Genomic DNA, 13,388 nt, shown 5'->3' on the forward strand with positions numbered 1-13,388 from the left:
CGAGGACTCCGCACTCCCCCATGAGGCCGCCGCCGTGGCCGCGGAAGCGGTCGCAGGAAGCCTTCCCGCGGACTCACCGATGCGGGCTTCGTATCCTGGCAGGTGACACCATGCGAGGCAGCGGGTCGGCTGGTCACGGAAGCTGATCGGTGGGCCGCAGGCGGCAGGGAACCGCATTTCGGCTCGATCGCCTGGTTCGATCTACCTCAACGTATCGCAGCCCGCGCCGCGGGTGACGATCCGGCGGCACCTCCGAACCGCGCCGACGGTGCCGAGAGCGGAACGGACCAGCCCGACATCGACGACGAACCAGGAGCGAGACAGCCGTCCACTACGACCGCGCGGCCGGTTGACGACAACCGACGAGTAAAGCCGTCCGATCAGAGTCGCTGCACGACTTCGGAGTCGAAACGCTCGGCGTCGCCGACACGGTCCGACGGATACCGGACCTGCCTGACTACGTTCGGTGGCGGATACGACTCCACGAACCGCGATTCCACGTACTCAGCGACGGAACTCGGCGATCAGCCCGCGTTCTGCTCGCCGAACAGCCGCCGACGAGCATCGGTCCCGGAACCCCTGTTTCTCACCAGGCGCGACGGCGACGTCCGGTCCGCGCTGCCCTCTGTCGGATCGTGCGCGCCGGACTACTCCGTCCGCAGCTCCTCCGGCCGGGTGGCCCGACGCAGGGCGGGCAGGGTACCCAGGGTCACGACGAACGTGACGAGCAGGCCCGCCAGGACCGTCCAGCCGATCTCCGCGAGCGCGAAGTGCGGGATCCGCCAGCCGGGCAGCAGCGTCAGCAGCGCCATCAGCATTCCGATGCCGAGCGCGGTCACCAGGCCGGCCGCCATCGGGATCATCGACTGCAGCAGCACGGAGAACGCCAGGGTGCGCCGCGGCGCACCCACCGCCGAGATCACCGCCAACGGTCGCCTGCGTTCGCCGATCTGCTCGACGGCCACCACCAGCAGGCTGCTGCCGATCAACGCGAAGGTCAGGACGCCCGCGATAGTCAACGCCAGCAGAACGGTGTCGAACAGTCGTTGTTCCTCCTGGTCGTCGCCCTGCGGGGACAGTGCGCTCTCCAGCCCGCCGAACTGCACGAGCGGGTCCACGTCGGACAACGCGATGAGGGCCGCCTCGACGGCGTCCCGATCATTCGGGTCGACCGCCACGGTGAGCTGCTCCTCAAGCTGCCGGGCGGGCAGCCCCGCCGCGGCTTCTCGGGTGAGCAGCACCGAATAGGTCTCCGAATGCGTCCAGGCGAAGGGTTGCGGGTCCGAGGGGATCGTTCGCGCGTCCGCCGGGATGGTGAAGTCCACCGCCGGGTCGTCGTACCTCAACTGAAGACGCGCCCCGGCCTCGGTGGCCTCGTGGTGGTCGTCCGGGTTCGTCAGGACGAAGACGTCCCCCGGTTCGCAGTCGGGCAGCGTGTTGAGCTTCGCGAGCTGTTCGCAGTCGCCGACGGCCACATGGTGAGCCTCGTGATACTCGTCCCCGAGGCGGGCCAGGTAGGTCTTCCAGCCGACGAACACGTCGTCGACGGCGGGTTCGGCCTCCAGCGCGGCGATGAGCTCCCGGCGCACGGACTCGTCGTTGTCGGCGCGACTCGAGTACACCGAGAAGCGCCCGACTTCCTGCGGCTCCGAGGAGTTCGAGTATTCGTCGGCGGCGGCGATCGCGGCTCGTGCCGCGGCCTCGTCGCGGACCTCCGCCCGCAGGGTCGACACGATGACCTGCAAGCCGATCATCCCGGCCAGAACCACGGCGACTCCGCTGACCGCGCGGGCCGCCGTGCCGGGGTCCAGCTGCAGCCTGCGCACCGCGAACTGCCAGGGCAGCGGACCGCCGCGTAACCGCGCCACCGCCCGTTCCAGCAGCCACGGCAGCAGGGCGGGCACCCCGATGAGCAGCAACGCCACCGACAGGCTGAAGACCATGGCGGTCCCGGTCGACCGGACCGCCGCCTCCGGGGTGGCGGCGACCATGCCGATGCCGCCGACGATGATCGGAACGAGTCGCCAGCCGAGTCGGCGGCGGACCGCTCTGCTCCCCCGGACCACTCCCAGCGGCTCGACGACGGTTCGGCGCATCGCCACGACGGCACTGCCCACCGCGACGGCGGGCAGCCCGACGACGATCGCGATCACCGCCCACCACGCGGGGACGACATCCGAGGCGTAGACGCCGACCTGCATGATGCTGAGCTGTTCCAGGAACTGACGTGCGGGGAAGAACGCCAGGAAGCCGACGACCAGTCCGCCGACGGCGCCGAGCAACGCCTCGCCCGCGGCGATCCGCCGCACCTGTCGGGCGTCCGCGCCCACGAGCCGCAGTGCCGCGAGCCGCCGATCGCGGGCCGCCTCGGCCATCCTGGTGCTGTTCGCGGTGAAGACCACGACGGGCACCACCATGACCGCGACGCCGACCAGCAGCATCGTCAGGACTATCGGGGTGATCTCGTCTTGATGAAACCGGCCGTCGATGTTGAAGCCATGGACGGCCAAGTCGCCACGATCCCGGAGCTGATCGCTGCCGACGTAGGCGAGGTGCTCCTGGGGGTCCAGCAGCCCGTCGGGGCCGATCACTCCGACGACCTCGTCACCGAGACGCTGCCGCAGGCCGGCCCCCTCGGGGGACCGCAACAGCTCCGCCAACGCGGGGGAGGCGAGGATCTCCCCCGGTGCAGGCAGCGTGTCGACGCCGGGCGGGGGCTGTGGACTGCTCCCGTCGAGGTCGACGAAGAGGGCCCGGAACCGCGTGTCGCCGTGGTCGACGTAGTTCTGGTAGAAGTGGAATCCCGTGTCGGGGTCGACGACCTCGCCGCGCTGCTCGTCCACCCGGTCGGGAGTCCGCGCGGACTCCCGCAGGGCGCGTTGCTCGGCGACCGTGCCCGCCGAGGCCAGGAGCAGCAGCACGGCGACGCCCATCCCGGCGCCGATCGCGGTCAACGAGATGCGGCCCCAGGGGGTCCGACCGCCCCCGACGGCCAGTCGGACCCCCAGGGCCAGGTCTTCGGCCCAGCGGCGCAGCACACCGCGTCGATCGATGTTCGTCACACCGTCACCTGCGTCGACGTCTCTTCCGGTGCGGTCACGCCGTCGCGGACGATGACCTCCCGGTCGGCGAAGGCGGCGACCGTGGGCTCGTGGGTCACCAGCACGACGGCGGCGTCGGTCTCCCGTGCCGTCTCGGTGAGCAGGGTCATGACCCGTTCGCCCTGCAACGTGTCCAGCGCTCCGGTCGGTTCGTCGGCGAAGACGACCTTCGGCCGGGCCACCAGCGCTCGCGCGATCGCCACCCGCTGTCCCTGGCCGCCGGAGATCTCTCCTGGCCTGTGGTCGGCGACGTCGGCGACGTCGAGTCGGGCGAGCCAGCTCTTGGCGTCGGCCGCGGCGCGGCGTCCCCCGACTCCGTTGAGTCGCAGGGGCAGGGCGACGTTCTCCACGACCGAGAGCTCGGGCACGAGCTGGCCGAACTGGAAGACGAAGCCGAATTCGCCGCGGCGCAGCGTGCTGCGTTCGACGTCGGTCATCGTCGTCACCTCCCGCCCGGCGTAGACCACCGACCCGGACTTCGGTGTGAGGATGCCCGCCAGACAGTGCAGCAGCGTGGACTTGCCGGACCCGGACGTGCCCATCACCGCGACGATCTCGCCGGGACGGACGGTGAGTGCCGCTCCCCGCAGGGCGCGGGTCTGACCGAAGTCCAGGTGCAGGTCGGCGCCGGTGAGGATCGGCACATCCGAGGTCGAAGCGCTCTGGTCGGACGCGGTGGTCATGACTGAATCTCCTTGGCCAGCGGCCCGAGACGGGAAGCGGCGAGTTCTAGCCACTTCAGATCGGCTTCGAGGTGCAGCAGCGCGAAGTCCAAGACGATGTGGTCGGTGACCTCGGCGCCGCGCTTGCGCCGGGTCAGCTCGCGCATCGAGGTCAGATGAGCGGCTCGTTGGGCGTCCAGCAGCGTGGTGGGGTCCCGCCCGGACATCAAGGCGAGGACGACCTTGGTGTAGAGCTTGTTCTGGAGGTAGGAGTCCGGCTTCTCCGGGGTCTCCAGCCAGTGCACGACCTGCGTACGGCCCGCCGCCGTGATGGCGTAGCGCTTGCGGTCGGGTCCGTCGCCCGCCTCGATCCCCTCGACCTCCACGAGTCCGTCGCGCAGCAGACGCGCCAGCGTCGAGTAGACCTGCCCGTAGTGCAGGGCCCGTTCCCTGCCGAAGCGCTCGTCGTAGGCGCGTTTCAGGTCGTACCCATGCCTTGGCCCGTTCTCGAGCAGCCCGAGAAGGGTCTGGCTGATTGACATGGCCACACACTACACCGGGTGTATACACCTAGCGAATACCCCTCCCCGTCGCGTCCGCCGTCCGCCGAGGCACCGATGCCGTTCGACGCGGGTCCGCGGGGACCGCAAGATCCCAGCTCGCGCCTGCCTGCGCGCCGTCACCCGCTCCGGTGACGTCGCAGTCGCGGCCTGCTCACCCCTTCGGGCGGTCTCCCTCGGTCGAAGGAGCCCGAACCCTCGATGCGGGCTCCAACAGCGGACCCGACGGACGAGGACATCGGAGGTAGAAGACGTGGGACGCCACTCGTCGACGGCAGACGTCGAGCGACTCGTGCGCAGCGCCATCGACGGCGACACGACCGCCTGGCAGGACCTCGTAGGGCGTTATTCGACGCTCGTCTGGGCCGTGGCCCGTGCGCATCGCCTGCCCACGGCCGACGCCATGGACGTCTGTCAGGCCACCTGGCTGCGCCTCACCGAACGGATGGCGTCGCTGCGGGAACCGAAGAAGCTCCCGGGCTGGCTCGTCACCACCGCCCGCCGGGAGTCCCTGCGCCTGCTGGCCCGACGCCGCCGCGAACAGGCTTGGGAACAACACGCCGCCGAGCCGAGACCCGCCGACCGGCCGAGCGACGAGACACCCGAGAACGTCGTCCTGCTCGCCGAGCAGGATCGCGCGTTGTGGGCGGCCTTCGCAGGCCTGCCGGAACGATGCCGCAGACTGCTGCGCACGATGGCGTTCCACCCCGACTGGACCTACACCCAGGTCGCCGCGTCGATGAACATGCCCGCCAACAGCGTCGGGCCCACGAGAAGCCGGTGCCTCGCGCGGCTGCGAGAACTGCTCGGCCCGACCGTCCCGCAGCCGGCCCGCATGGCGAAGCACGCAGCCGCGCCGCGGTTCCCCGGCGGCACATCCACGTCGAACGCGCTCCACGACCGACGCCGAGGCCGCGTTCGACGCGACGAGCCCGACACCGACCGATGAACGAGGTCGAGCGCGGGCTGCTGCGCAGGCTCGCGCGGCTCTTCGACGAGGTGGACCCTCCGCCGACCTCGGTCCACCGTCGAGCGACGGCGGCCTTCTCCCACCGCGATCGCCGCAGGCGGGACCAGGCCGTGCCGCCGCCGCGGCCGACCGCGACGCGACGACCCGACCCGTCGCCGACCGACCACGTCGCCGCCGCCAACGTCGCCGCCGACCCGATCGGACGGCCTGCCGGGCCGCGGCAGACGTACACGCGCCGACACGCCGGCGGGACGGGCACCACTGACGTCGAGGCCCTCCAGCCGACGATCACGGCGTCGAGGTCAGAGCCGCCGCAGCCTGCGCAGCGCCTCGTCGAGGACCTCGTTGCGCTTGCAGAACGCGAAACGCACCAGGTGACGGGTCGCGTCCGGCTCGTCGCAGAAGGCCTGCACCGGGATCGCCGCCACACCGATCTGCTCGGGCAGCGCCCGGCACAGCTGGGCGCCGTCGGTGTAGCCCAACGGCCGGACGTCGGCGCACACGAAATAGGTGCCCTCGCTGGGGAGCACCCCGAAACCCGCCGTGGCCAGCCCTTCGCTCAACCGGTCCCGCTTGGCGGCCAGTTCCGCGCGCATCCGCTCCACCCAGTCGAGTTCATGCCGCAGGGCGTGCGCGACGGCGGGCTGGAAGGGCGCGCCACCGGTGAAGGTGAGGAACTGCTTGGCGGCCTTGACCGCATGGACCAGCTCGACGGGGCCGCAGGCCCAGCCGATCTTCCATCCGGTGGCGCTGAAGGTCTTGCCCGCGCTGGAGATCACCAGGGTGCGCTCGGTCATCCCCGGCAACGCGGCCAATGTCCGATGCCGGCTCCCCTCCCTGGCGTCGTCGAAGATCAGGTGCTCGTAGACCTCGTCGGTGATGGCCAGGATGTCGTTCTCGCGGCATACCTCCGCGATCCCGGCCAGCTCGTCGCCGCTCAAGACGGTGCCCGTCGGGTTGTGCGGCGAGTTCACCAGGATCGCCCTGGTGGCGGGCCCCACAGCGGCCCGGAGGGCGGCGAGGTCCAGCGCGAATCGGCCGGTGGCGGGGTCGGACCGCAGGGGCACGGCCCGTCGCACCCCGCCCGCCATGGCGACGGCCGCCGCGTAGGAGTCGTAGTACGGCTCGATGACGACCACCTCGTCGCCCGGCTCGACCAGCGCCAACAACGCGGCCGCGATGGCCTCGGTCGCGCCTGCGGTGACGAGCACCTGCGTGTCGGGGTCGTACTCGGTGCCATACCGCGTCAACCGGTGATCAGCGATCGCCTGCCGCAGCTCCGGCCTGCCGGGACCGGGCGGGTACTGGTTCACACCCTCCGCGATCGCCCGGCGGGCCATCTGAAGCATCCCCATCGGCCCGTCGGTGTCGGGGAACCCCTGACCGAGGTTGATGGCGCCGGTTCGCACCGCCGAGGCGGTCATCTCGGCGAAGATCGTCGACGTGAAGGGCTGGAGACGAGAGACCAGAGCAGGTGTGCGCACAAGTTCTGATCCTGTCAGGCGCCCCCGTGAGTGAGAATCGACCCGTGCAGCCACTTACCGCGAGCGAGTTGGACAAGCGCAGCAGCCTGCGACGGATGAAGACGGCCGCCACCGGGTTGCTGCTGGTCGCATCGGTGATCTACGTGATCGCTCGATGGCAGGAGAACCAGGGCGCCGCCGCCTGGGTGGGCTACGTGCGGGCCGCGGCCGAGGCGGGGATGGTGGGAGCACTCGCCGACTGGTTCGCGGTGACCGCGCTGTTCCGCAGGCCGCTCGGGCTGCCCATCCCGCATACCGCGATCATCCCGACCAGGAAGGACGCCCTCGGCAAGAGCCTGGGCGACTTCGTCGGCTCCAACTTCCTCTCCGAACAGGTCATCCGTGAGAAGCTGCGACGCGCCGAGGTCGCCCGACGAGCCGGAACGTGGCTCGCGAAGCCGGAGAACGCCGCTCGGGTCACCTCCGAACTGGCCGCGGCGACCCGAGGCGCGGTCGCCGTGCTCCGCGACGAAGACGTGCAGGCCGTCCTGGAACAGGCGCTGCTGCGCAAGCTGGTCGACCGACCCTGGGGTCCGCCGATCGGCAAGATACTCGAACAGGTCGTCGAGGAACGTTCGCATCACGGGCTCGTGGACATGCTCTGCGACCGCGCCTACGAGTGGGTCGAGCGCAATCGGGAGAGCCTGCGCGGGCTGGTCAGCAAGCGGGCGCCGTCCTGGTCGCCGAAGTTCGTCGACGACATGGTCGGCGAGCGGATCTACAACGAGATCCTCGCCTTCGCCTGGTCGGTCAAGACGGACAAGAATCACCAGGTCCGACAGATGCTCGACAAGTTCCTCGGCGAGTTCGCCTCCGACCTTCAGAACGATCCGGTCGCGATGGACAAGGCGGAGCAGTTCAAGCAGCAGGTTCTGGATCACCCGGCGGTGCAGAACCTCGCGGGGTCGGTCTGGAGCAGGATCAAACAGCTCATCCTGGACGCCGCCGAGGACCCCTCCAGCGAGCTGCGACTCCGAGTCGAAGGCGGCATCCGCTCCCTCGGGGAACGACTGATCAAGGACGACGCGCTGCGGGCGAAAGCCGACGGCTGGCTTGAGGGCGCCGCCGTCTACGTCGTCACGAATTATCAAGGCGAGATCACCACGCTGATCAGCGACACCGTCGAACGCTGGGACGGCGAGGAGACCTCCCGCAAGATCGAACTGCAGGTCGGCAGGGACCTCCAGTTCATTCGGATCAACGGCACGGTCGTCGGAGCGCTGGCGGGGCTGACCATCCACACCATCTCCCAGCTGCTGCTGTAGGCGGCAGCCGCGCCGCCGGGCGCGACCGACGGCCGGGTCGGCCGCGCCCAGGGCCGTCCGGCGGACCGCTCGCGCCCGGCGACGGCGACGAGATCAGGCGTCGCAGGTCTCAGGCGTCGGCTGTCCGACGGCCGACATCGATTCCGGGGCGCCGACGGGCCGCCTGCCCGCCTCCGGGGAGATCGGCGTCGTGCAGCGCATCCTGCGCAGCAGACCGCCCAGCGTGCCGCGCTCCTGTGCCGTCAGCGGGGCGGCGACCCCGTCGGTGATGTCACGGACGTCACGGCGCGCCGCACGCACCCGATCCCGCCCGTTGATGGTGAGCCGTGCTCGTTCGCCCGAGTCGTCCTCCTCGATGAGCACCAGACCCGCGTCGACGAGACCACGCGACACGTCGCGAACGTCCGGCTGTGCCAGGCGCACGGCCAGGCCGGCGAGGGTCTGGGGTTCCGGCGCGGCGAGCAGCGCGGCCAACAGCCGGTACTCCGGGGCCGTCAACCGGTATCGGGTGGCGAGCAGTTGATCGAGAGCATCGGTCGCCGTGAGATAGAGCCTGCTCAGCTCCTCCCACAGGGGTGCGTCGACGTCGTGATCGTCGACCGTCATCGTCACGGGCCCTTCCCGTCGTCTGGAGGGTCCGTCCCGTCCCCGTCGGCCTGATGCGAGGCGCCAGGCCGCGGCGGCGCGGACGGACATGTCATCGAACTCCACGACTGTGAAGAGGTGTGCCGCCGACTCCGACCCGCGCCGGGCGGCGCGGGGTGGTGGATCAGTCGGCGCGGAGCGTGCCACGATCCGGCCCGTCCCCGCCGTGCGGGTCGCCGACTCCGTCCGCACGGTGACATTCGAGCAGAGCTGCCGAACCCGACGAGGTCAGCAGGCAGCAGGTGCAGGGCACGCCGTCGCCGGGATCGACGATCTCGACCATCGTCCTCGGCAGTGACGCCCCGCACGACGTGGTGAGGGTCGGGCCTGCCGGCGGCAGGCGGCAGAGGTGCACCGGCTCACCCCGCGCGAGCCGGACCGCCGTCAGGGACGGCGCAGCGGGGCCGGCCCGGCGCGACTCCGGGGCCGCCTCGTGGGGGCACTCCGGAGCGTCGGGGGACCCGTCGCGGAGGGTCGCGGTGAGGACGTCCTGGCAGAAGGGACAGTCGGCGGTGTAGGCGGCGGGCACCCCGGGGAGCACCTCGGCGGGCGGCGGGCCGACAGTCAGCGGGGCCCCGCACAGCGCCGTCAGAACCGCGCCGTCCTCCGGTGGGCCGTCGTCTACCAGCGCGAGATGTCGGTCGAGGATGATGCCGACCGCCGGAAGCGTGTCCTGTTCGATGAGCATCGGGCCGGTCATCGAGAACGCACCACCCGAGAGACGTCCACCGCCCGCCCACGCGGCGTGGGGGCGCCGGCCCGTGCGAGGGACGCCGACGGCACCGCTCGATCGGCGGCGTGCCTGGCCGCCGTGCGTGACGAATCCCGCGACACGCGATCCGACCCGCCGTCACACCGCCGGAGGATCGCCGCCACGCCGTATCCGCCCCGAGCCCGATCGGCCGGTCCGCCGTCGGCGGTGACACGGTCGGCGGGAGTCGCCGCACGGGCCCCGGTGAGCCTCTCGGCGACGACACCGGGTCGCGGTGCCGACGGCTGCTCGACACCCGCGCCGGGCCGAACACGCGGCCGATCCGGCCGAACCGTCTTCTCCACTCCGACGATGCTGAACCAGATCAGCAACGAGCCGCCGAGCAGCAGCCCGCATCCGCCGAGCACCGTCGCGGTCACCTCGTCGATCACCATGGTGCCTCCTGATCAGGAAAGGCCGCTTCTCATCTAACGAGATCGTCACCGTCCTCCCGGCCCTCAATGCCCTGATCGGGTAAGGAGATCATCTCGCGGCACGTCATACGAGGTCACCGCTGGTCGAGGCGCCACGCGTCGAAGTAGGACCCCACGCCCGGGCTCCCACCACGATCGGCGCCCCGCACGCGACGCGGACCGACCGCCGGAGTCGCGGCGGAGTGCCGACGCCCCACCCACCGCGTCCGGCCGACCGGTCTCGCCACGTGCCTCAGCCGGTCGCCGTCCAGAACACCGCCGCGCCGACCTGTGCGTAGAGCCCCTTCGGATGGTCCCGGAACAACGGTTCGGTCCCGAACAACACCGTCGGCGCGCCGCGCTCGCCGAGCCCGGAGATCAACGCGGGCCTGCCCGCGGCATCCGACTGGCCGCCCGAGCCGTCGGCGGCGGCGATCCAATGTCCGGCGGTGAGCACCTCCGCCTCGGCGTAGCGCTGCTCGACGGCCACGCCCTCCCCGAGATCGGTGAACCACTGCGGCGCGTAGACGAACGAATGCGGCCGTCCCTGGTCCCGCAGGACACCGTCACCGCTGGTCACCGACACGATGCCGTTGGCGTCCGGCCGGCCGCGCACGGTGGTCGCGGGCAGCAGGTCCGCCGCCTCGTTGAGCGCTGCCCCGGCGGCTCCCCTGGCCACCACGCCTCCCTCGGCGAGGAACGCGTCCACATCCGCACGCGCCTCGCCCGTCAGGGCCGCCGTCTCCAGGCCCGATCCCACGTAGAGCACATCGATCCGAGACCAGTCGAAGCCCGCGTTCAGCCGCTCGGTGCTCACCGGGCGTACATCGAAGCCCAGCTCGCGCAGCGCCTTGATCTCGTCGAGACCGCCCGCCGCGGCGACCACCGGCCGATGCTCCAACGGCGTGCCCACGCCCTCCGGGGCGAGCACGAACTGGACGCCGTGCTCCCGTGCGGCTGCCGACGCGGCGGGACGGGCCTGCGCGGGCACCACCACGGTGCCGTCGTCGAGCCTGCTCAACTGGTGGCCCGCGCCGAGCAGGTCGTTCACGGCCCTGACGTCGGCGCCGTCGTACAGCGTGATCGCCAGATCCCGGCCGGGAGCCGCCGACACACCACCCGTGGGCGCCGCCTCGGCCACCTGCCGCAGGGCGGGCACGGCCTCCTCGTCGACGGCGACCACGTCGGCGCCCCACAGCAGCCCGTGACTCAGCGCGGAGTTGGCGTAGGTCCGCGGCACCCGCTCGGACAGATCCGCGCCGTCCTCCAGGATGGAGTTCGCGATGGCCCGCTTGGGCTGGTGCAGGTCGACGACGTAGGAGCCGGCGGGATGCCGCCTGCCGCCGAGGCGGATCGGCGTGTCGGCGACACCGACCTCGACGTCGTTCGCCAGCAGCAGGTTCACCAGCCGCGCCACGGCGGGCGGCGACGACTGCGCGGGCCCCGCCGGGATGACGTAGGCACGCGGAAACTCCGTCGTGTACCGGTCCGCCTCGCCGAAGCCGGGAATGAACTCGTCCGGGATATGCCGCTGCTGCTCGCCCGCGTTCGCCCGGCGGAAGAACTCGATCTGGTCGGCCACCAGCTCGTCTCGATGGGCCGCGACGTAGTCGACGGTCCCCCAGATGGCGGTCTCCGCGACGTCGGTGTTCACCGAGGACCGCCTGCGCAGCTCATGCGCCGGTTGCTGGACGTAGTCCTGCCGGTTCACCCGCAGCGGAACCTCGACGGTGTGACCGTGCGTGCCCTGCAGCATCGCGTACATCGGCGCATACATCGGCAGCCAGTCGTCCCACTCGCCCGGCTCACGATCCCGGATCGGGATGTCGGCGCGCCGTGTCTCCGGGTGCCCCAGCTCCGCCAGTGCCCGCTCGATGCCCAGGGCGTTGGGGTAGGCGTGCTTCAGATAGAGGTCGTACTCGGCATTCTGCACGTGCGGCGCGGTGTTCGGGCTGACCAGCGTCGGGTTGACGTAGCCGTGCAGGTCGAGCATGACCAGCGACTGCGTGTCGATCGCCACCTGCCGGACCGCCTCTGTCTCGGGATTGGCCACCGTCACCAGGTCGCGGTTCAGGTCGAAGCCCGCCGCGTTCTGCCGGGTGCCCGCGACCCGGCCGTCCGGATTGTGGCTGACGGTGAAGTAGAACCGCGAGGTGGCCAGCAGCTCATGAACCTCGGGGTCCTCGGAGTAGGCCAGGTGCTCGATCACCCGCAGCGACCCGTCGGTGCCCTCCCATTCGTCGCCGTGGATGTTGGCGTTGAACCAGACCGGCGCCTTGTAGTCCGTGTGCAGCCCGTCGTCCCGCGCGGCGGCCGCCGGATCGGCGTTGATCTTCTCCCGCCAGGCGTGCTGGCGCGCGGTCTCCTCCGCCGTCTCAGGGGCGGTCACCGTGACCAGATACACGTCACGGCCGAGCACCGACTCCCCCAGCACCTCGACGGAGACCCGGTCGCTGTCGGCCTGTAGTTCGTTGAGCCGGGGCGCGAGCGCGTGATACGGGATCAGACCCAGCTTGATCGACCGATCGGACGGGTCCTCCGGGTAGACGCGAAGCTGCGTCTGGCGCGGGTATCCCCGCTGTTCGCCGGGATCGTCCAGCGTGGGCGGAACTCCCGCCAGGGTCCGGCCGCCGGGGGCGCCGGGTCTGTTCTCGCCGATGGGACGGACTCTGTCGGCGGCGGCGACGTCCACGTGATCGTCGACCGACAGCGCGTCACGTTCGTCGACGTCGGTGGGCCACGACCCGACGTCGACGGCGGACGCGCCGGGAGCCGACGGCCGGGCTCCGACGGCGGGGCCGGCCGTCAGGAACGCACCGGCGGCCAACGTCGCGACGGACAGCCCGGCGGCGATACGGCGGAAGGACAACGGGACTCCTCTGGCGCGGTGAGCAGGTGTGTCCTCTGTGTGTATGCGGGGCGTGATCAGGCAGTCAACGCCGTCTCACCCTGTGGTGCGGCCGCTGGAGACGGTCGTCACGGACCACGACGGTCGATCACGGCCGACGTCGTCGTGGCGGAACTCGTGCTGCCGCGGCCGTTGACGCGAGGCGAGACGGCCGTGCTGGAGTGTCAGCTCGCCGGCGACGGCCGAGCCGCCGTCGGCGGTGCCGCCATGGAATGCACGCGGCGATTCCGACGTCGGTCCGGGAGTACCTCCTGGAGGTCCTCTTTCACCCGGCGTGGCCGCCTACCCGGGTCCATCACCTCGGCAGCGCGGTGGCGCACCAGCCCCCCGACGAAGACCTCCTACGGCAGGACGCCCTGCACACGATGCACGCGGTGGGACTCGACGTCGACCCCGGCACCGTCGGCATCGGCTGGTCCCAGCCGGCTCCGCCGAGTACGCGGACCGGATGGCACGGGCCCGACGACACGATGGAGCCGGCCCGATCACAGTCGTCGGCTCGTCGTCGATCGTCCGAATCAGTGGTTCCCGCCGCAAGATCATTGCGCGAGTCCCGACGTCGGAGAAGCCTCGTCTCGACATAGTCGCGC

The 13,388-nt window shown here is 71.1% G+C and carries 10 protein-coding genes; 2 read left to right on the top strand and 8 right to left on the bottom strand.

Annotation, left to right across the window (positions count from 1 at the left end):
• Positions 1-647: 647 nt before the first annotated feature.
• Genes AHOG_RS26535 through AHOG_RS26545 form a run of 3 tightly spaced genes read right to left on the bottom strand, consistent with a single transcriptional unit; the run spans position 648 to position 4,305 of the window.
• Positions 648-3,062 carry an FtsX-like permease family protein gene (locus AHOG_RS26535; protein ID WP_093943747.1) on the bottom strand — a complete coding sequence of 805 codons (2,415 nt, stop codon included), beginning with the start codon at positions 3,060-3,062 and terminating at the stop codon, positions 648-650.
• Entirely contained in the window at positions 3,059-3,784 is a 726-nt protein-coding gene (locus AHOG_RS26540; RefSeq protein WP_093943748.1) for an ABC transporter ATP-binding protein, read from the bottom strand. Before AHOG_RS26540 ends, AHOG_RS26535 begins: the two co-directional genes overlap by 4 nt.
• A complete protein-coding gene (locus AHOG_RS26545) occupies positions 3,781-4,305 on the bottom strand; it encodes a PadR family transcriptional regulator (RefSeq protein WP_093944844.1) in 525 nt (174 codons plus the stop codon). Before AHOG_RS26545 ends, AHOG_RS26540 begins: the two co-directional genes overlap by 4 nt.
• A 271-nt stretch (positions 4,306-4,576) precedes the next feature.
• Here AHOG_RS26545 and AHOG_RS26550 point away from each other — a divergent pair, with 271 nt between their 5' ends.
• On the top strand, positions 4,577-5,272 hold the full coding sequence (locus AHOG_RS26550; protein WP_211290499.1) for an RNA polymerase sigma factor: 696 nt from the start codon (positions 4,577-4,579) through the stop codon (positions 5,270-5,272).
• A gap of 323 nt (positions 5,273-5,595) precedes the next feature.
• Here AHOG_RS26550 and AHOG_RS26555 read toward each other — a convergent pair whose 3' ends face one another.
• Positions 5,596-6,777, bottom strand: coding sequence for a pyridoxal phosphate-dependent aminotransferase (locus AHOG_RS26555; protein WP_093943750.1), 1,182 nt, complete (start codon positions 6,775-6,777; stop codon positions 5,596-5,598).
• A 95-nt stretch (positions 6,778-6,872) separates the two neighbouring features.
• Between AHOG_RS26555 and AHOG_RS26560 the strand changes: the two genes are divergently transcribed.
• Positions 6,873-8,081: a DUF445 domain-containing protein gene (locus AHOG_RS26560; protein ID WP_093944845.1), complete on the top strand. Its 1,209-nt coding sequence runs from the start codon at positions 6,873-6,875 to the stop codon at positions 8,079-8,081.
• Positions 8,082-8,174: 93 nt separating this feature from the next.
• On the opposite strand, the gene AHOG_RS26565 is transcribed toward AHOG_RS26560, so the two are convergent.
• From AHOG_RS26565 to AHOG_RS26580, 4 genes are all read right to left on the bottom strand, one after another.
• Positions 8,175-8,687 carry a hypothetical protein gene (locus AHOG_RS26565; RefSeq protein WP_169725910.1) on the bottom strand — a complete coding sequence of 171 codons (513 nt, stop codon included), beginning with the start codon at positions 8,685-8,687 and terminating at the stop codon, positions 8,175-8,177.
• A gap of 163 nt (positions 8,688-8,850) precedes the next feature.
• Entirely contained in the window at positions 8,851-9,426 is a 576-nt protein-coding gene (locus tag AHOG_RS26570; RefSeq protein ID WP_093943752.1) for a hypothetical protein, read from the bottom strand.
• Positions 9,423-9,872 carry a hypothetical protein gene (locus tag AHOG_RS26575; RefSeq protein ID WP_093943753.1) on the bottom strand — a complete coding sequence of 150 codons (450 nt, stop codon included), beginning with the start codon at positions 9,870-9,872 and terminating at the stop codon, positions 9,423-9,425. The genes AHOG_RS26570 and AHOG_RS26575 overlap by 4 nt, the downstream gene beginning before the upstream one ends.
• A gap of 271 nt (positions 9,873-10,143) precedes the next feature.
• Positions 10,144-12,759, bottom strand: a complete 2,616-nt coding sequence (locus AHOG_RS26580; RefSeq protein ID WP_093943754.1) for a M14 family zinc carboxypeptidase — start codon at positions 12,757-12,759, stop codon at positions 10,144-10,146.
• Positions 12,760-13,388 lie beyond the last annotated feature (629 nt).

The organism is Actinoalloteichus hoggarensis, assembly GCF_002234535.1.
Classification (GTDB): domain Bacteria; phylum Actinomycetota; class Actinomycetes; order Mycobacteriales; family Pseudonocardiaceae; genus Actinoalloteichus_A; species Actinoalloteichus_A hoggarensis.

What these genes read in the sequence shown, in the direction of transcription:
- AHOG_RS26570 (WP_093943752.1), bottom strand. Translation starts at nt 9,426, where the DNA reads ATGACCGGCCCGATGCTCATCGAACAGGACACGCTTCCGGCGGTCGGC.
- AHOG_RS26545 (WP_093944844.1), bottom strand. Translation starts at nt 4,305, where the DNA reads ATGTCAATCAGCCAGACCCTTCTCGGGCTGCTCGAGAACGGGCCAAGG.
- AHOG_RS26540 (WP_093943748.1), bottom strand. Translation starts at nt 3,784, where the DNA reads ATGACCACCGCGTCCGACCAGAGCGCTTCGACCTCGGATGTGCCGATC.
- AHOG_RS26575 (WP_093943753.1), bottom strand. Translation starts at nt 9,872, where the DNA reads ATGGTGATCGACGAGGTGACCGCGACGGTGCTCGGCGGATGCGGGCTG.
- AHOG_RS26565 (WP_169725910.1), bottom strand. Translation starts at nt 8,687, where the DNA reads ATGACGGTCGACGATCACGACGTCGACGCACCCCTGTGGGAGGAGCTG.
- AHOG_RS26560 (WP_093944845.1), top strand. Translation starts at nt 6,873, where the DNA reads ATGAAGACGGCCGCCACCGGGTTGCTGCTGGTCGCATCGGTGATCTAC.